The organism is Pseudomonas sp. NPDC087342 (genome assembly GCF_044744265.1).
GTDB classification, from domain to species: domain Bacteria; phylum Pseudomonadota; class Gammaproteobacteria; order Pseudomonadales; family Pseudomonadaceae; genus Aquipseudomonas; species Aquipseudomonas nunensis.
This window is the reverse complement of sequence record NZ_JBIUXZ010000003.1, coordinates 64,369-81,556: the sequence shown is the minus strand read 5'-3', so window position 1 is coordinate 81,556 and position 17,188 is coordinate 64,369. Positions and strand designations below refer to the sequence as shown.

Genomic DNA, 17,188 nt, shown 5'->3' with positions numbered 1-17,188 from the left:
TCATTGGAATCAATGCGTTGGTTCCGGGAGGCCGCAACTTGGTGCATGGATTGTCTGCGCGAACTGCTTTGGTGCTTTTTTAGCCTTCAGGTCTGCCAACCCCATGGAAAATCTGCAAAGCGCTGTGGACAGTCTGGTCCATAGCTCCAATACGTTGTTCATTTTGATCGGTGCGGTCATGGTTTTGGCCATGCACGCCGGTTTCGCGTTTCTGGAAGTCGGTACGGTTCGGCAAAAGAACCAGGTCAACGCCTTGTCGAAAATCCTCAGCGACTTCGCGATTTCGACGTTGGCGTATTTCTTTATAGGCTACTGGATTTCCTACGGCGTGACTTTCATGCAACCGGCGGCGGTGATCAACGCCGATCACGGTTACGCTCTGGTGAAATTCTTCTTCCTGCTGACCTTTGCGGCGGCGATCCCGGCGATTATTTCCGGTGGCATTGCCGAGCGGGCGCGCTTCGTGCCGCAGTTGTGCGCGACGGCACTGATCGTGGCGTTCATCTACCCGTTTTTCGAGGGCATGATCTGGAACGGCAACTTCGGTGTGCAAGCCTGGTTGCTGGAACGCTTTGGCGCCAGCTTCCATGATTTCGCCGGCTCGGTGGTGGTTCACGCCATGGGCGGTTGGCTGGCGCTGGCGGCGGTGCTGTTGCTGGGACCACGGCAGGGGCGATATCGCGACGGTCGGCTGGTGGCGTTCGCGCCGTCGAGCATTCCCTTCCTGGCCTTGGGCTCGTGGATTCTGATCGTCGGCTGGTTCGGCTTTAACGTCATGAGCGCGCAGACATTGCAGGGCGTCAGTGGGCTGGTGGCGGTGAACTCGCTGATGGCAATGGTCGGCGGCACGGTGGCGGCGCTGATCGTCGGGCGCAATGACCCGGGCTTTCTGCATAACGGCCCGTTGGCCGGGCTGGTGGCGATCTGCGCCGGTTCCGACCTGATGCACCCGGTCGGCGCGCTGGTGACCGGCGCGATTGCCGGGGCCTTGTTCGTCTGGTGCTTTACCGCAGCGCAAGGCAAATGGCACATCGATGATGTGCTGGGTGTCTGGCCGTTGCACGGTTTGTGCGGTGTCTGGGGCGGGATTGCTTGTGGCATTTTCGGCCAGACGGCACTGGGCGGCCTCGGCGGTGTGAGCCTGATCAGCCAGTTGATCGGCACCTCGCTGGGCGTGATCGTGGCACTGGCCGGTGGCTTCGCGGTGTACGGCACGATCAAGGCATTCCATGGTTTGCGCCTGAGTCAGGAAGAAGAGTATTACGGTGCGGACTTGTCGGTGCACAAGATCGGCGCCGTGAGCCAGGACTAGTTTTCCTCATCGTCGGCACCGGGATAAAACCGGTGCAGCAGGCTGTAGCGGTCATGTCGGACCTGATCGACCCGCTCCTGGACCTGATGCGCCGGCAGCCCCAGCATGATCAGCGCATGGGAGGCGAGCATCAGGCTCGACTCCAGCAACTCCGGCACCACTTCATTGGCGCCGGCGGCTTTCAATTCGGCCCACTGACTGTCGTCCCGGGTGCGCACCAGGATCGGCACACTTGGGTTGTATCGACGTGCTTCCTTGAGGATCAACAGGGCGATATCAGTCTGGTCCACGGCAATCACCAGTAACCGGGCACGCTCCAGCCCCACGGCGGCGAGCAACTCGCCGCGTCGTGAATCGCCATAGTGCACGCTGCTTTCCTCGGCGGCCGCTTCCTGGACCCGCACCGGATCGTTATCCAGGGCGATATAAGGTTGTTGCGCGTTGTGCAGAAAGCGTCCGATGGATTGCCCCACTCGACCGTAACCGCAAATCACCACATGGCCGTGCAATCCGGCGTTGAGAGCGCTGATTTCCTCGAGTTTTGCTTCTTCGTTGGGTTTGCGGTGCAGGCGCGCAGCGATACGTGGCGCGGCGCGCAGCAGCAGTGGCGTGACCAGCATCGAACAGAACGTCGCCGCCAGCAGCAAGCCGCCAAGGTCGGCGGGCATCAATTTGTTCTGTTGCATCTGCGCCATCAAGGCAAAGCAGAACTCGCCGCCCTGGGCCAGCGCCAAGCCACTGCGCCAGGCGGTCTCGCCATCGCTGCCGCGCCATTTGACCAGTAGAGCCACCACACTGCCCTTGATCAGCAGCAGTCCGAGCGTGAGGCCGAGGATCAACAAGCCGTGGCTGGCAAACAGTTGCAGGTCGATCAGCATGCCGATACTGACGAAAAACAGTCCCAGCAGGATGTCGCGGAACGGCCGGATGTCCGCCTCGATCTGATGGCGGTAATGACTTTCCCCCAACAGCATGCCGGCGAGGAACGCGCCGAGGGCGGGGGAGAGGCCAAGCAGATGCGTCAGCCACGCGGTCAGCAGCACAATCACCAGCGCCAGCAGCACGAACAGTTCTGCGGAACGGGACGCGGCGACTTCCTGGAACAATCGGGGCAGCAGCCAGCGACTGGCCAACAGCAGGCCGACAAACAGCAACACGGTCTTGGCCAGTGTCAGGGGCAGCGCCCAATACCAGGCTTGATCGCTGCTGCCGGCGAACACCGGCACCAGGGTCAGCAGCAACACAGCGACCACGTCCTGGAACAGCAGCACACCAATGGCATTCTGGCCGTGACTGCTGAAAATCTCCCCCAGGCTGCCCAGCTCCTTGCTGACGATGGCCGTGGACGACAACGCCAGGCCGGCGCCGAGCAGCAGCGCCGGGGTGACCGACACGCCGAACAGCATCAGCAAGCCCCCCAGCAGCAGCCCGGAAACCAACACTTGCAGGCTGCCGAGGCCGAACACCACCTGGCGCAACGCGAGCATTTTCGACAGGGAAAACTCCAGCCCCAGTGAAAACAGCAAAAACACCACGCCCAGTTCGGCGAGGTCTGGCAGCTCTTCGCTTTCATTCACCCAGTTGAATGCCGTGGGCCCGACCATCAGCCCCACGCAGAGGTAGCCCAGCACGGGCGGCAAACGCAGGCGCCGGAACAGGGCAATGACCACCAGGGAGGAGGCGAGAATGATCAACAAATTGGCAAACACTGAAAACTCCGGTGAAGGGTTCGGGCTACCCAAGCGTAGAGGCAAAAAAAGTCCAGAGCATCGCGCAAACGGGATTGCGCGCAAATGATATGCATCAGGAAATTGCCGAAACCTTTTGAAATTGGCTGGCGGGCCCTTGGGGCGTTGGCTCGACGGTTGATGTCAGCGGGGCCTAGAATGAAAGTCTATTTGAACGGGTCTGTTTGTCATGCCTCCTGAATGTCAGCTGTTCGGCACCTTGGGTTGCCATCTCTGTGAACTTGCCGAAGACGAACTGATGCCTTTGGTCGAGCACGGTTTGATGGTGGAGTTGGTGGATATCGCGGAAAACGAGGATTGGGTCGAAGACTACGGCCTGCGTATCCCGGTGCTGCGGCGCCTGGATACCGGCGCTGAACTGGATTGGCCCTTTGATGCCGAGCAGGTCGTGACGTTCTTGCGCTAGGTCTTCCCCATCCGTCGCGGTGTTGTTTGCGCCATTGGCGAAAAGCAGGTTATTCGGTTACTGTATGTTCATACAGTTATTCGGATTGCCTGCCATGCGTCCTCCTCCTGCGGATTTGGCCAGGTGATCCCGCTAGTCAGAGGGATGAACCGTGGTCAATGTCGAACAATTGAAGAACAGCGTGAACCGGATGTCAGTCGACGTGGTGCGCGAGGCGGTCCTCGAATTGCGTCTGGATGGCCTGGTCACGGAAGGTAAAACCCCCTTCAACAAGCTGCATTTCAACACCTGTTTCGCCGAGATCGAAGCCCTGTTCCAGCGCGCGGGTTATCACCGGCAGCTGGATGTCGTGGGGTATCAGGGCTTGATGTACGCGCTTTACGATCCCGTTCGCTGGGAAGCGGTGGATGTGCTGCGCTGGCTCAAGGAATTCACCGAGGCGGCGGCGCGGACCCAGTCGATACCGGCCTGAGGATTCTCCGCTAGGTTCGCTCCGGCCGCTGTTGGATAATGCCGCCCTGTATTGAGGGTTAGAGCGTTCGTATGTCCACTTCATCGTTTTCCGCTGCACACAGCCAGGCCAGCACCCTCTATTTGCCGCCGGGCCCGTGGCAGACCGTGCTCGATTGCCTGTGCGAGCACTTCGGCGCTATCGGTCGTGAGCAATGGCTGGACCGTATCGCTCGTGGCCGTGTCCTCGACGGCCAGGGACAGCCGATCGCCCTGGACCTGCCGTACAAGGAAGGCCTGCGGATTCATTATTTTCGTGAAGTGCCGGACGAAAAGCCGATCCCGGTGGTCGAGTCGATCCTGTATGCCGACGAACATTTGGTAGTCGCGGACAAGCCGCACTTTCTGCCCGTTACGCCGGCTGGCGAATACGTGGAACAAACCCTGCTGCGACGACTGATCCACCGCCTGGATAACCCGCATCTGGTGCCGTTGCACCGCATTGACCGGCATACGGCGGGGCTCGTGCTGTTTTCGGCCAACCCGCAGACGCGTTCTGCGTATCAGTCGTTGTTTCCGACGCGCCAGATCGAAAAGCGCTACGAGGCGATTGCACGGGCGTTGCCTGAGCTGTCCTTCCCGCTGGTGCATAAAAGTCGTCTCGTGGACGGCGAACCGTTCTTCCGCATGCAGGAAGGCCCGGGTGTCAGCAATACCGAGACGGCGGTCGAGGTCAGGGAGAAAAACGGTGAGCTCTGGCGTTACGGGCTGTACCCGGTCACTGGCAAAAAGCACCAGTTGCGGGTGCACATGACTTCTTTGGGGGCCAGCATCTGCAATGATCCGTTCTATCCGCAGGTACTCAAGGACGTCGAGGATGATTACGCCAATCCCTTGAAGCTGTTGGCCCAAGGGCTGCGCTTTGTGGACCCGGTCACCGGCGAAGAGCGCGCCTTCGAAAGCACCATCACCTTGCAGTGGTGATCGGCAGAGCACTTTTCTTCAGCCACGAAAAAGCCCGCATTTAGCGGGCTTTTCTGTATCTGGTTGTCACCGCAAGGATTACAGGTCCTTAACGGTACGAACCTGATCCTTGTTGATGCGGGTGTGCTTGCCGTCCAACTGTTCGAACTCGTAGAAACCCGACTCTTCATCGAATTTAGGTTGGTCGACGGCCTGGATTTCACGACCATCATTCAAGGTGATCACTGTTGGCGATGCGCAACCGGCGAGGGTAGCGAGGCCCAGTGCGAGCATGAAAGTGGCGAGGGTCCGTTGAGTCATGAGTGTGTCTCCGAATATGAATACTTTTAGTTACTGAGCTTGTAGACGTATGCAACGAGCGCAAGTTCCTTCTCGTGTCAGTCTGACACAGTGTGGTGTGCACTTAACAGTTCTGGTGTGTTCAGGTTGGCCAGCCGAGGGTCGTTGTCCGGGCATTGCAGGGCGGTGGCGCCCAGCTGCCGCATGATTCGCCCCGGGCTGCGCTCGCCTTCGTTCCAGGCATTTTCGAACGCATTTGAAAGGGCCACAGGAATAATGCACAGCAACGGCTCCCAATGGTCACCGTGGCGCAGCATCAGGGGATTGTCCGGGTGTTGTGCGGCGGTTTCGCGCATGCCTTGAAGCAGGGCTGCGTCGATACGCGGCACGTCGCAGGGCAACACCAGCAAATAGGCGTGGCGGGCGGCTTTCAGGCCGGCACGGATACCGGCCAGGGGGCCGGGAAAGTCGGCGTGATCATCAACCACCAGTTGGTCGGCGTAGGGCGCGTATTTTTCCTGGTTTCTGTTGCAGGAGATGATCAAGTCGTCGCTCAGCGCGCGGGTCTTGCGGTGCAGATGGGCAATCAGCGGTTCACCGTGCCACTCGATCAGCCCCTTGTCCTGGCCGCCCATACGCTGGCCACGTCCACCCGCCAGGAGCAGAATTGAACAGGTCGGCAGCGGTGTAGTCGAGGTCATGGCAGCTCTCCATGGGGGCGGCGAAAAATTAAGGCGCTGTGATATAACACCGGGCTGTTTCCCCTACAACTGGAAGAGCCTATGAAAGCCAAGGCTGATGTACCTTTCGCGCCGCTCAACATCGCGGTGTTGACGGTCAGCGATACCCGAACCCTGGAAACCGACACCTCTGGGCAGGTCTTTGTCGACCGCCTGAGCGCGGCCGGTCACAACCTCGCGGAGCGGGTGTTGCTTAAAGATGACCTCTACAAAATTCGCGCGCAAGTCGCCACCTGGATTGCCGAAGATGTGGTGCAGGTCGTGCTGATCACGGGCGGCACCGGATTCACCGGGCGCGACAGCACACCGGAAGCGGTCAGTTGCCTGCTGGACAAGCAGGTCGATGGTTTTGGCGAATTGTTCCGGCAGATTTCCGTGGCCGACATTGGCACATCGACCGTGCAGTCCCGTGCTCTGGCCGGTCTGGCCAACGGCACGCTGGTCTGCTGCTTGCCGGGCTCGACCAACGCCGTGCGTACCGGTTGGGATGGCATTCTTGCCGAGCAACTGGATTCGCGGCACCGCCCGTGCAATTTCGTCCCTCATCTGAAACAGGCAGCCCCCTGTGAATCCCGCGGGTAAGCCCGGCAAGACCGGCAGCTTGATGCCTGTCGAGGTGGCACTGGCGCGCTTGCTGGAAATGGCCGAAGCAGCACCGATCCGCGAGCGTGAACACCTGCCGTTGGCGCAGGTTCAGGGGCGTGTGCTGGCAGAGGATCTGATCTCGACGCTGGACCTGCCTCCCTGGCCCAACAGTGCCATGGACGGTTATGCCTTGCGTCTGGCCGACTGGAGCGGTGAACCGTTGGTGGTCAGCCAGAAGATTTTCGCTGGCCAGGCCCCGCAGCCATTGCAGCCAGGAACCTGTGCACGAATCTTTACCGGTGCGCCGGTGCCTGCCGGTGCCGACTGCGTCGAGATGCAAGAGAACGCCGAGGTCCAGGCGGATGAGCGCGTGCGTTTCACCGAAACCATGACGCCGGGCCAGAACATTCGTCCACAGGGCCAGGAAACCACTGTCGGTGAATTGGTCTTGTCCGCTGGTACGCGCCTGGGTCCTATCGAGCAGGGGCTGGCGGCATCGCTGGGATGTGCCGAGCTGGCGGTGGTGCGCAAGGTTCGTGTGGCGGTGTTGTCCACCGGTGATGAACTGATCGAGCCCGGTCAGGCGTTGGGTCCGGGACAGATCTACAACAGCAATCGTGTGTTGCTTTGCAGCTGGTTGCAGCGTTTAGGCTGCGAGGTGATTGATGCCGGCATTCTTGAGGATGATCTGGCGGTAACGCGTGCTCGCCTGGGCGAACTGAGCAATGTCGACCTGATTTTGTCCACCGGTGGTGTATCTGTGGGTGAGGCCGACTTCCTCGGCATTGCCTTGCGCGAAGAGGGTGAGCTCACATTGTGGAAGCTTGCCATCAAGCCCGGAAAACCGCTGACGTTTGGCCATTTTCGTGGCGTACCGGTGATTGGCTTGCCGGGTAACCCGGCTTCAACGCTGGTGACCTTTGCTTTGTTGGCGCGGCCTTATCTCCTGCGCCGTCAGGGTGTCCAGGAGGTCGAACCGTTGAAGTTTCCGGTGCCGGCAGGGTTCGTCTGGCCCAAGGCTGGCAACCGACGGGAGTACCTGCGTGGGCGCCTCGAGAATGGTCGGGCAATCATCTACAGGAATCAGAGCTCCGGCGTTCTGCGCAGCGCCGCCTGGGCCGAAGGCCTGGTGGAGGTGCTGGAAGATCGCACGTTGATCGAGGGTGAATACGTCAACTTCATCCCCCTGAGTGAAGTCTTGGGCTGATGCCTGTCGACGCAGGGCCGGCTGATCCAGCCGTGCCTTGCGTCACCCTGCCGCTCAATGAGACAGGAGCGTCACGACCTGATCGAACCGGCTGTTGGCGATCCACCCCAGAAGCCCCAGCAACACGGCGCTTGCGCCAGCCAGGTAGGCCAGTCGGTGCTTGATGGATTTGACGTCACCACGCACTTCGTCCATGTCTCGGCGGATGTACTTGAGGTGGGTTTCCAACTCAACGACGCGAGGTTCCATATCTTCTCCAGCAGGTTTTGCGCTGTGTGTGAACTCAGCCTGATGAGCCCTTAGGGCGTTTGCATTCATTGCGTGCACATCCTTGTGTGTTTGTATTTTGATGGTTGAAACCATTAGGCCCAACGTTGGACCAATCACCTGGCTCGGTCAATTGAGCCGATTCCGTATGTTTCGTAAGAAAAAATACCGCGTTGTAGGACCCCGGGCGCCGGGACCCTGAATTAATTCAAGTTTTCCTGACTTTTTTGCGTGTCCGTGCGGTCAACATCTCCCATACGGATTCCAATCATGGGAGTGATGGCAATGGATGAGCGCAAGGCGCTGTTGATTCTGCATGGCAAGCAGGCACTCAATGAGGACGTTCGCGCGGCCGTTGAAGGCAAGCGCAAGCAGGGATGGGAGCTGGCGGTCCGGCTGACCTGGGAGGCCGGCGATGCCGCGCGCCTGGTGAATGAAGCGCTGGCTGCCGGATACACGCAAGTGATTGCCGGGGGCGGTGACGGCACCTTGCGCGATATCGCTGAAGCCATGGCGGCACACCCGAACGAGGCTAGCCTGGTGCTGCTGCCGTTGGGTACCGCGAATGACTTTGCCCGCGCCGCCGGTATTTCCCTGGAGCCCGCTCAGGCACTGGAACTGTTGGACAGTGCTCCGAGCGCCATCGATCTGGGAACCGTTGGCGGACAAGCGTTCCTGAACATGGCCACCGGCGGATTTGGCAGTAACGTCACGGCCAACACCTCGGAGGACCTGAAAAAAATCCTCGGTGGCGCGGCGTATCTGTTCACCGGCTTATCGCGCTTCAGCGAATTGCATGCCGCTTATGGCGAATTGCAGGGGCCGGACTTTCACTGGCGTGGCGAATTACTCGCGTTGGGCATCGGCAATGGCCGACAGGCCGGTGGTGGCCGTGTGTTGTGCCCGGAGGCACTGGTGGACGACGGATTACTGGACATCAGCATTCTGCCGGCGCCTCAGGAAGTGGTCGGCACGTTGAAGAACTTGCTGACCGAGGGCTTCGGCATCGACAACATGTTCGTGCGAGCCCGTTTGCCCTGGGTCGAGATCAAGGTCTCGGAAGGCCTGCATATCAATCTGGATGGTGAACCGCTGGAGGGCGACGACTTGCGTTTCGAAGCGCGTCCGGCGGCATTGCGGGTGCACTTGCCGCCGAACTCGCCGCTGCTCAGCTCAACGCCAGCCCTCAATCGTCCAGGCTGATGATTTGTTCGCGCACGGCGAACAGCACCAGGCCCGCCACGTCGTAGATCTGCAAGCGTTTCATGATCTGCGAGCGGTGGGTTTCGACGGTCTTGATGCTCAGGCCCAGGCCGTTGGCGATTTCCCGGGTGGATTTGCCGCGCACGATCAGCCGCAGGATTTCCAGCTGGCGTGCCGTCAGGTTATGGGAGTTCTGGGTCGGCGCCTGGTTTTTCTGGGTACGGGTCAGCGCCTGGCTGATCACCGTGTGGGCGATGGCCGGGCTCAGGTAGCGCTCGTTGTTGCGCAAGGCGTCCAGGGCGTGTTCGAGTTCAGTCGCCGTGGTGTCTTTGAGTAAATAACCATGAGCCCCGGATTCCAGTGCCTGCATGATCAGCGTCGGGTCGATGTGCATCGACAGGATCAGTACCTTGCTTTGCGGGCGAACCCTTTTGAGGCGCTGCAAGGCTTCGAGGCCGCCGGTCTCCTTCATGGAGATATCCAGCAAGACAATGTCCGGGGACAGTTGCTCGACCATCTCCAGCAGTTGCGAGCCGTCATTTGCCTCGCCGACTACCGCGTAGCCGGGAATATCCAGCACCAGAGCGCGCACGCCTGCCCGGATAAGCGAGTGGTCATCCACCAGAAGTAAATTACAAGTCAACGCATAACCTTATTCGTACTGGCCCGTTCGAGCGCGCGGGGCGCCCAGGGGAAAAGTGCTTCGATTTGAGTGCCTTTGCCTGGCTCGCTGGTCACGGTCAAGGTCCCGCCCAATTGCTCGAGCCGTTCCGACATCCCGGCCATTCCACGTTGTCCCTCGCGTCCGGGGTTGGCCGCGGGCGCGAAACCCAGGCCGTCATCGCTGATCAGCAATGTCAGGCCTTGGGGTAGGCGTTGCACGCGCACCAGCAAATTCCGGGCCTCGGCATGGCGCAAAATATTGGTCACCGCTTCCTGGGTAATCCGGAACGCGGCCACGGCCATTTCTTCCGGAATGCCGGTCAAGCGCTGATGGCATTCCAGGCTCCAGTGCACCGAGGTATTGGCCAGGGTCTTGAGCAAGTGTGCCCGCAGGCTGGCTTCCAGGCCAAGACTGGTCAACTGTCGGGGGTTGAGAATGGCAGAGACGTCGCGCACCTTGGTCAGGGTTTCTTCCAGGGTGTCGCACAGCACCGAGCATTGCCCCTGCAGGTCTTCGGGCAGTCGGCGCTTGAGCCATTCGCTTTGCAGTTTTGCCGCGGTCAGCAATTGGCCGATATCGTCGTGCAACTCGCGGCTGAGCCGATGACGTTCGTTTTCCTGTACTTCCAGAAGCCGGTCGGCCAGCTCTTGAGGTTGGAACTTGATTGATTTGCGCGACAGTCGATGCCCGGTCCAGACACAGGCCAGTGCCGCGATGTTGAGCACCAGCAGGCTCGCCGGCAAGCGAGTGGAGAGGCCATAGACCAGCAAACTGCCAAGCGCCGAGCAGGTACACAGCAACAGCGTGAACCGACGCGCGTTTACTCGGGAAGGTGGCCACGTGGTGATTGACTTGAGGCTGGCGTACATAGCAGATGGAGCCAATGGATGTTCGCTGCGGGTAGACCCGTCATGGTGACTGACGAGTCTCTGTCTGAAAAACTTTTGGGTAAATCACCGACTTCAACGGGGCAAACCAAAGGACGAAATACAGCGTTGAAGTTTAGCGGTTTGCTATCGTCTGGAATCACGGTGCCATTAATTGACGCCAATTAATGGCCGGCATAATACCACTTAAGATACCGTTGGTCGCGTTTGGTATATATGTCTATACAGTCAGGAATTAGGGTGCATGGACGTTGGTTCCATAATGGAAAAAGTTTGGGTTTTTGTCACATGAAGATAGTGAAGGTGCCTGGATTTTATTTTTAAAGTCAGGCATTACCTGAGCCCAAGACAGAAAGTCCGTGCTCGACTGGAATAGTTATTTGTAGTGAGTTGTCGTTGACAGATATGAAATATTCAATTGCGACATGTGCATTCAAATTAATCAGCCGGGTGCGGGCAATAACAAAACCAGCCAACGAATAGTTGTCCGGTAAATTTAAGCTTGCCGTTCCGAGAAGGTCACGAGGGTGAGCGGTTTGGCATGCACGGGAGGTTGAAAGCGACTTTGCCCGACCTGAAAGGCAAACGCTTCGATCAACGATGTCTGCTCGCTTTCATCCAGGCTCAACTGGCCGGTTCTTTGGTCGATGAGTTCGAGTTGCCAGGCCAGCAGCGTCAGGCAATCTTTCAGCGCTTCCAGGGCCAGGTCGTTCAGCACCCTCTGATGCTGGGCATGGTTCAACAAACCATGAATGTGCAGCGAAAACTCCGACACCGCTTCCAGTCCCAAGGCATCGGCCTTGTTTGCCAGCTTGAGCAGGGTGCTGAGCATGCAATCGATTGCGTCCGTATCATGGCTGATCAGTTGCAGATGACTGACGCATTCCTCGGTTTTGGCCAGGAGTGTTTCAGCCTCGACTAGAAACTCGGGAAGCCCTTGAGTCCCCTCTTTATGGTCGTTCGGCATGCTTATCTCCACAACGTCATGTCAGATGGGGGAATGTCGTGTGTGTCGATAATCACGAGTTTTTGCGCGAGCGCACCCCGGCGAGCTGTTGTGCACGCTGGATAACTCGAGAGGGTGGAGGGCCACTGACCTGCGATCGCACACAAAAGCCTGACTCCGTTCATGCAATGAGAATGGCGTCACATTAATGGCTATTGGATATTGCGAATATCAGGTTGGGCCTGATTGTTACTAGGGGAATCCCTTACGCAGGGGAACCTATCGTGCAAACCGAGGTCGCGCGGCGGGGAAAGAAACGTGATGAAAATCACGAGGCCAGTAAAGCATGATGTTAATGTGACATCAATGGCTGAAGATGGCATTTTGTCGGGGGGTCAAGGTCCTGCAATAACAGCCGATAACCCTCTTTAGTGAATTCATCAGAACAAGCCCAGGAGTCATTGATGGCCGGCATTCTCGACACGGTAGACCAACGCACGCAACTGGTGGGTGAGAATCGCCTGGAAATTCTCATGTTCCGGTTGGCCGGGCGACAATTGTTCGCGATCAACGTGTTTAAAGTTCAAGAAGTCCTGCAACTGCCGAAACTGACCTTGATGCCCCAGCGTCATCCGTTTGTCTGCGGCGTGGTCAACCTGCGCGGCCAGACGCTGCCGGTGATCGACCTGTCCCAGGCGATCGGCATGCGTCCTTTGGTGCCAAGCCCGACCAGCACCATTATCGTTACCGAGTACAACCGCTCGGTGCAGGCGTTCCTAGTCGGTGGCGTGGACCGTATCGTCAACATGAACTGGGAAGCCATTCTGCCGCCGCCAACCAGCGCCGGTCGCCAGCATTACCTGACGGCCATAAGCAAGGTCGATGACCAGTTGGTGGAAATCATCGACGTGGAAAAAGTCCTCGCCGAAATCGTCCCGTACAACGCCAAGGTGTCCAAGGAGAAACTCGATGACCCGGTGCTCGAACGCGCCCGTGGTCGTGAAGTGCTGCTCGTGGACGACTCCAACGTGGCGCTCTCTCAATTGCGTGACACCCTCGGCCAGTTGGGCGTGAAGATGCACATCGCCAGCGACGGACTGAAAGCCTTGAACATGCTCAAGGCCTGGGCCGATACCGGCGTGGTCATGACCGACAAACTGCTGATGATCTTCACCGACGCGGAAATGCCGGAGATGGACGGCTATCGCCTGACCACTGAAATCCGTAACGACCCGCGCCTGCGCGGCCTCTACGTGGTCCTGCACACCTCGCTGTCCGGCAGTTTCAACGACTCGATGGTGAAGAAGGTCGGCTGCGACAACTTCCTCTCCAAGTTCCAGCCGGACAAGCTTGTGGATGTAGTGCGCCAGCGCCTGATGCTGGACGAAGTGCCTGCCTGATTCCGGCACGAGCAATCAACCTGTGGGAGCGAGCTTGCTCGCGATAGCGATAGTCCATTCAACATCCCTGTTGACTGCTCCTCCGCCTTCGCGAGCAAGCTCGCTCCCACAGGTTTTTTTTTGCCTTTGATTCAGCGATCAAGCTCGTATAGGGTGACTTTTTTTGCCCACCAGGGAGCAGGCAATGCTGCGTCTGAGCGCGCTTTATCGTTATCCGTTGAAATCCGCCAAGGGCGAGACCCTGCAACAGGTCAGCCTCGACAAACTGGGCCTGGACGGTGATCGACGCTGGATGCTGGTAGATGAGGCCAGCGGGCGTTTCCTGACCCAACGAGCGGTGGCGCAGATGAGCCAGTTGTCGGCGCTGTGGAATGCTGATGGTGGCTTGACCCTCAGTGCGCCTGGCCATTCACCCATCGATATCGCCTTGCCCGGCAACGAGGCGGAACTGCGCGGCGTGACCATTTGGCGCGACACCTTGCGTGTGCCGGATGCCGGCGACGCGGCGGGTGCCTGGGTCAGTCAGTTCATCGGCAAGCCGACGCGGCTGGTGCAAGTACCACTGGATCGCGCGCGCAGCACCCAGGCCGGTTACGGCAAGGACGATGATCAGGTGGCGTTCGCCGATGGTTTCCCGCTGCTACTGATCGGGCAGGCATCGCTGGAAGACCTCTCGAGCAAAGTCGGGCGTCCGCTGGAAATGCTGCGCTTCCGGCCCAATCTGGTGATCGAAGGCAGCGGGGCCTATGCCGAAGATGGCTGGAAGCGCATCCGAATCGGCGATGTCGAGTTCCGGGTGGTCAAGTCGTGCGCGCGGTGCATCCTGACCACCATCGATCCGCAGACCGGTGTCCGCAGCGATGATCGCGAGCCGCTGGCCACGCTGCAAAAGTATCGGGCCGAAGAGGATGGCGCGATGTTCGGCCAGAACCTGGTCAACGACAGCAACGGTCGACTTGAAGTCGGCATGCCGGTGACGATTCTCGAGTAACCCGCGCCATGAACGAAAAATGCCCGTGTCCTTGGACACGGGCATTTTTTTGTCACTGTGAAAACCCAGGGTTTTAGCCGCGGTATTCGCACAGGTAAGCGGTGTCGACGGCCACTTTCAGCTGGAACTTGCTGTTGGCAGGCACGTTGAACTGGCTGCCGGCGGCGAAGGTTTCCCAGTCGCTGCTGTCCGGCAACTTGACGGTCAGGGCGCCGGTTACCACGTGCATGATTTCACGCTGGCTGGTGCCGAATTCGTATTCGCCCGGGGCCATGACGCCGATGGTCGCCGGACCTTCAGCAGTGCCAAAGGCGATCGACTTGACGGTGCCGTCGAAGTACTCGTTGACTTTAAACATGGGCGATTCCTCGAAAAAGGGCTTAAAAGGGCCGGCCAGTATGCACAACGCCCCTTGCGCCGTCACCTTCCTAGATGGGCAGCACCAGCGGTAATAACCGCGCGGTATTGCGTGCGTCCTCCAGCGCCCGGTGTTGCTGGCCGTTGAACTGCATGCCCGCCAGTTGCAGCGCACCGTTGAGCCCCAGCGGCCGTTCCAGTCGCCGCGCCTTGGCGAAACGCTGCTTGAGGTTCATGTGCGGCACCTGGCTCAAGAAACTGTCGAGTTGCAGGCGCTGCCATTCCTGAACCAGTTGCTTGCGGTCGTAATCGCCCCAACTGGCCCAACCGTCCAGGCGCGAATGATGTTGGCCGAGCCAGCGTTCGAACGCCGGCCAGACCTCGGTCAACGGCTGCGCGGTATCGATATTAGCCTGGGTGATGTGGGTCAACTCGCGGCAAAACGGCGTCAGCAACGGCCGACGCGTCGGGCGTACGAAGCGCTGGAATTGATCCAGTTCCCGACCTTTTCGGTCCACCAGGGTGGCACCGATTTCGATGATTTCCATCTCTGTGACTGGCCAGCCGCCCTCATCGGTGGTGGCTTCCAGATCAATGACCAACCAGTGAGGCATCGCAGGGTTCCTGGTATCCGCGTCCTGATAGGGCTTGAGCGTAGCCAAACCCGGCGGATCCGCCTAGCGCCTTATTCGACCTCCAGTAAAATCTGACGATTTTTGACCTGATCGCCGACCCTTACCTGCAAGCGCTTGAGCACGCCGTCGATGCCGGATTTCAACGGATGCTCCATTTTCATGGCCTCCAGCACTACCAATAGCTGCCCTTTGCTGACGGTGCTGCCCTCGCTGACCAGCACGTCGACGATCGCCCCGTCCATCGGCGCCTTGAGCGTGCCGGAGCTGACGCTGGCCTGACTGGTCACTGCAATTTGTGTGCGATCCACCAGCCGCAGGCTGCCGGGGCGGGTGAATAGCCAGAGTTGCCCGGCGTCGAGGCGGTAGGCGTGACGTTGGCGGATGCCATCAATTTCCAGGATGGCGTGCTGCCCGTCGCAGTGGATGATCTTCAGTGTGAGCATCCGATTGCCGACCTTTAGCCGATACGGCTCGCCAGGCACTGCATTCAGCTCTACGCTCCAATTCTGATCTTCCACGCCGATCCGATAGTGCAGCGGCACGCTGGCATTGTTGCGCCAGCCGGCCAACGGCGCGGCGTGTTGCTGTGCTGAAGCTTGATAGAGCAGCGCCGTCGCGATGGCCAGTTCTTCGGCGCTCGGGACGTGGGCATGCAGGCAAGGATGCTCGGCAAAGTGCGTCGGGATAAACCCGGTGCTGAACTCGCCGCTGATAAATTGTGGGTGTTCGAGCAGGCTGGCGAGCAGGCGCTGATTGCTTTGCACGCCCAACAGCACGCTGTCCTGCACCGCGCGCACAAGCTTGCGCCGGGCTTCTTCGCGGGTGGCGCCGTGGGCGATGAGTTTGCCGAGCAGCGGATCGTAGAAGGGGCTGACGTGCTGGCCTTCGATCAGGCCATGGTCGATGCGTACGCCACTTTGCAACGCTGGCTCCCAGGCTACGATACGCCCGGTCTGCGGCAGGAAACCCTGGGCCGGGTCTTCGGCGTACAGGCGTACTTCGATGGCGTGCCCGTTAAGTTGCAGCTGATCCTGTCGCAATGGCAGCGGCAGGCCTTCGGCGACGTGCAGTTGCCAGGCCACCAGGTCCAGGCCGGTGATCAGTTCGGTCACCGGGTGTTCCACTTGCAGTCGGGTGTTCATCTCCAGAAAGAAAAACTGGCCGCGCGCATCGAGCAGGAACTCCACCGTGCCGGCGCCGACATAATTCACCGCGCGCCCGGCCTTGAGCGCCGCTTCGCCCATGGCCTCGCGCAGTTCAGCGGTCATCACCGGGCAGGGCGCTTCCTCGATGATCTTCTGGTGCCGACGCTGAATCGAGCAGTCGCGCTCGCCGAGGTAGATCAGGTTGCCGTGCTGGTCGCCGAACACTTGCACCTCGACGTGGCGCGGATCGATCAGCGCCTGCTCGAGGATCAGTTCATCGCTGCCAAAACCGTGCAGGGCTTCGGAGCGGGCGGTGCGCAGTTGCTCCAGCAATTCATTGGCGTCGTGCACCAGGCGCATGCCACGCCCGCCACCGCCGGCACTGGCCTTGATCATCAGCGGATAGCCGATGCGCTCGGCTTCACGGCTGAGGGTCGCGTCGTCCTGCTCGGCGCCTTGATAGCCGCTGATGCAGGGCACGCTGGCCTGGATCATGGCCAGTTTCGACAGGCGCTTGCTGCCCATCAGCTCGATGGCTTCGGGGCTGGGGCCGATGAAAGTGATGCCGGCCTGTTGGCAGGCGAGGGCGAATTCGGCGTTTTCCGAGAGGAAGCCATAACCTGGGTGGATTGCATCGGCGCCGGTGCGGCGCGCGGCCTCTATGATCGCCGGGATGTTCAGGTAGGACTGCTGCACCGGGGCCGGGCCGATGTTGATGGCTTCGTCGGCGATCTGTACGTGCAGGGCATCGGCGTCGGCGTCGCTGAACACCGCGACGGTGCGATAACCCAGGGCCTGGGCGGTGCGCTGGATGCGGCAGGCGATTTCACCGCGGTTGGCGATCAGGATTTTGCGGAGTCCGGGCATCGGTCGTCTCTCAAGTTATGCGGTGGATGTGATGGCCTCTTCGCGGGCAAGCCTCGCTCCTACAGGGGGGGCGCAAATGTTGGGCACGGCTGAAAACCTGTAGGAGCGAGGCTTG

General features: G+C 59.8%; 19 protein-coding genes. 9 read left to right on the top strand and 10 right to left on the bottom strand.

Annotated features, from left to right (window positions below; all coding sequences use genetic code 11):
• Positions 1-103: 103 nt before the first annotated feature.
• A complete protein-coding gene (locus ACIOYV_RS10735; protein WP_401323532.1) occupies positions 104-1,312 on the top strand; it encodes an ammonium transporter in 1,209 nt (402 codons plus the stop codon).
• Here ACIOYV_RS10735 and ACIOYV_RS10730 read toward each other — a convergent pair.
• The gene (locus ACIOYV_RS10730; protein WP_401323530.1) at positions 1,309-3,021 is read right to left on the bottom strand and encodes a cation:proton antiporter; all 1,713 of its coding nucleotides are present in this window, start codon (positions 3,019-3,021) and stop codon (positions 1,309-1,311) included. The two genes, ACIOYV_RS10735 and ACIOYV_RS10730, sit on opposite strands and share 4 nt — an antisense overlap.
• A gap of 208 nt (positions 3,022-3,229) precedes the next feature.
• On the opposite strand from ACIOYV_RS10730, the gene ACIOYV_RS10725 reads away from it, so the two are divergent.
• From ACIOYV_RS10725 to ACIOYV_RS10715, 3 genes are all read left to right on the top strand, one after another.
• Complete coding sequence (locus ACIOYV_RS10725) at positions 3,230-3,466, top strand: glutaredoxin family protein (protein WP_054052084.1); 237 nt, start codon at positions 3,230-3,232, stop codon at positions 3,464-3,466.
• 151 nt (positions 3,467-3,617) lie between these two features.
• Complete coding sequence (locus tag ACIOYV_RS10720; protein WP_054614016.1) at positions 3,618-3,938, top strand: hypothetical protein; 321 nt, start codon at positions 3,618-3,620, stop codon at positions 3,936-3,938.
• A gap of 71 nt (positions 3,939-4,009) precedes the next feature.
• Positions 4,010-4,900, top strand: a complete 891-nt coding sequence (locus ACIOYV_RS10715; RefSeq protein WP_401323529.1) for a pseudouridine synthase — start codon at positions 4,010-4,012, stop codon at positions 4,898-4,900.
• 78 nt (positions 4,901-4,978) lie between these two features.
• Here the strand turns inward: ACIOYV_RS10715 and ACIOYV_RS10710 are convergent, their stop codons facing one another.
• A complete protein-coding gene (locus ACIOYV_RS10710; protein ID WP_054052090.1) occupies positions 4,979-5,200 on the bottom strand; it encodes a YgdI/YgdR family lipoprotein in 222 nt (73 codons plus the stop codon).
• A gap of 77 nt (positions 5,201-5,277) precedes the next feature.
• Complete coding sequence (gene mobA, locus ACIOYV_RS10705) at positions 5,278-5,880, bottom strand: molybdenum cofactor guanylyltransferase MobA (protein ID WP_265039978.1); 603 nt, start codon at positions 5,878-5,880, stop codon at positions 5,278-5,280.
• Between the two features lie 81 nt (positions 5,881-5,961).
• On the opposite strand from mobA, the gene moaB reads away from it, so the two are divergent.
• Positions 5,962-6,501 (top strand): molybdenum cofactor biosynthesis protein B, encoded by a 540-nt coding sequence (gene moaB / locus ACIOYV_RS10700; RefSeq protein ID WP_401323527.1) that lies wholly within the window; start codon positions 5,962-5,964, stop codon positions 6,499-6,501.
• Positions 6,502-6,523: 22 nt separating this feature from the next.
• Positions 6,524-7,711, top strand: coding sequence for a gephyrin-like molybdotransferase Glp (glp, locus tag ACIOYV_RS10695; RefSeq protein WP_401324011.1), 1,188 nt, complete (start codon positions 6,524-6,526; stop codon positions 7,709-7,711).
• A 54-nt stretch (positions 7,712-7,765) separates the two neighbouring features.
• On the opposite strand, the gene ACIOYV_RS10690 is transcribed toward glp, so the two are convergent.
• Complete coding sequence (locus tag ACIOYV_RS10690) at positions 7,766-8,029, bottom strand: hypothetical protein (RefSeq protein WP_401323525.1); 264 nt, start codon at positions 8,027-8,029, stop codon at positions 7,766-7,768.
• A gap of 234 nt (positions 8,030-8,263) precedes the next feature.
• Here ACIOYV_RS10690 and yegS point away from each other — a divergent pair, with 234 nt between their 5' ends.
• On the top strand, positions 8,264-9,181 hold the full coding sequence (yegS, locus tag ACIOYV_RS10685) for a lipid kinase YegS (RefSeq protein ID WP_401324009.1): 918 nt from the start codon (positions 8,264-8,266) through the stop codon (positions 9,179-9,181).
• Here yegS and ACIOYV_RS10680 read toward each other — a convergent pair.
• The 3 genes from ACIOYV_RS10680 to ACIOYV_RS10670 form a co-directional block, all read right to left on the bottom strand.
• Positions 9,165-9,824 carry a response regulator gene (locus ACIOYV_RS10680; protein WP_401323523.1) on the bottom strand — a complete coding sequence of 220 codons (660 nt, stop codon included), beginning with the start codon at positions 9,822-9,824 and terminating at the stop codon, positions 9,165-9,167. The two genes, yegS and ACIOYV_RS10680, sit on opposite strands and share 17 nt — an antisense overlap.
• On the bottom strand, positions 9,821-10,714 hold the full coding sequence (locus tag ACIOYV_RS10675) for a sensor histidine kinase (RefSeq protein ID WP_401324007.1): 894 nt from the start codon (positions 10,712-10,714) through the stop codon (positions 9,821-9,823). Before ACIOYV_RS10675 ends, ACIOYV_RS10680 begins: the two co-directional genes overlap by 4 nt.
• Positions 10,715-11,228: 514 nt before the next feature.
• A complete protein-coding gene (locus ACIOYV_RS10670; RefSeq protein WP_290024955.1) occupies positions 11,229-11,699 on the bottom strand; it encodes a hypothetical protein in 471 nt (156 codons plus the stop codon).
• A 443-nt stretch (positions 11,700-12,142) separates the two neighbouring features.
• Between ACIOYV_RS10670 and ACIOYV_RS10665 the strand changes: the two genes are divergently transcribed.
• Both ACIOYV_RS10665 and ACIOYV_RS10660 read left to right on the top strand, forming a co-directional pair.
• A complete protein-coding gene (locus ACIOYV_RS10665; RefSeq protein ID WP_133838221.1) occupies positions 12,143-13,078 on the top strand; it encodes a chemotaxis protein CheV in 936 nt (311 codons plus the stop codon).
• 184 nt (positions 13,079-13,262) lie between these two features.
• Positions 13,263-14,069, top strand: a complete 807-nt coding sequence (locus tag ACIOYV_RS10660; protein ID WP_401323520.1) for an MOSC domain-containing protein — start codon at positions 13,263-13,265, stop codon at positions 14,067-14,069.
• A gap of 73 nt (positions 14,070-14,142) precedes the next feature.
• On the opposite strand, the gene ACIOYV_RS10655 is transcribed toward ACIOYV_RS10660, so the two are convergent.
• From ACIOYV_RS10655 to ACIOYV_RS10645, 3 genes are all read right to left on the bottom strand, one after another.
• Positions 14,143-14,427: a pyrimidine/purine nucleoside phosphorylase gene (locus ACIOYV_RS10655; protein WP_054614024.1), complete on the bottom strand. Its 285-nt coding sequence runs from the start codon at positions 14,425-14,427 to the stop codon at positions 14,143-14,145.
• Between the two features lie 70 nt (positions 14,428-14,497).
• A complete protein-coding gene (locus ACIOYV_RS10650) occupies positions 14,498-15,040 on the bottom strand; it encodes an exonuclease domain-containing protein (RefSeq protein WP_054052111.1) in 543 nt (180 codons plus the stop codon).
• Between the two features lie 71 nt (positions 15,041-15,111).
• Entirely contained in the window at positions 15,112-17,073 is a 1,962-nt protein-coding gene (locus ACIOYV_RS10645) for an acetyl/propionyl/methylcrotonyl-CoA carboxylase subunit alpha (protein WP_401323518.1), read from the bottom strand.
• Between the last annotated feature and the right edge of the window lie 115 nt (positions 17,074-17,188).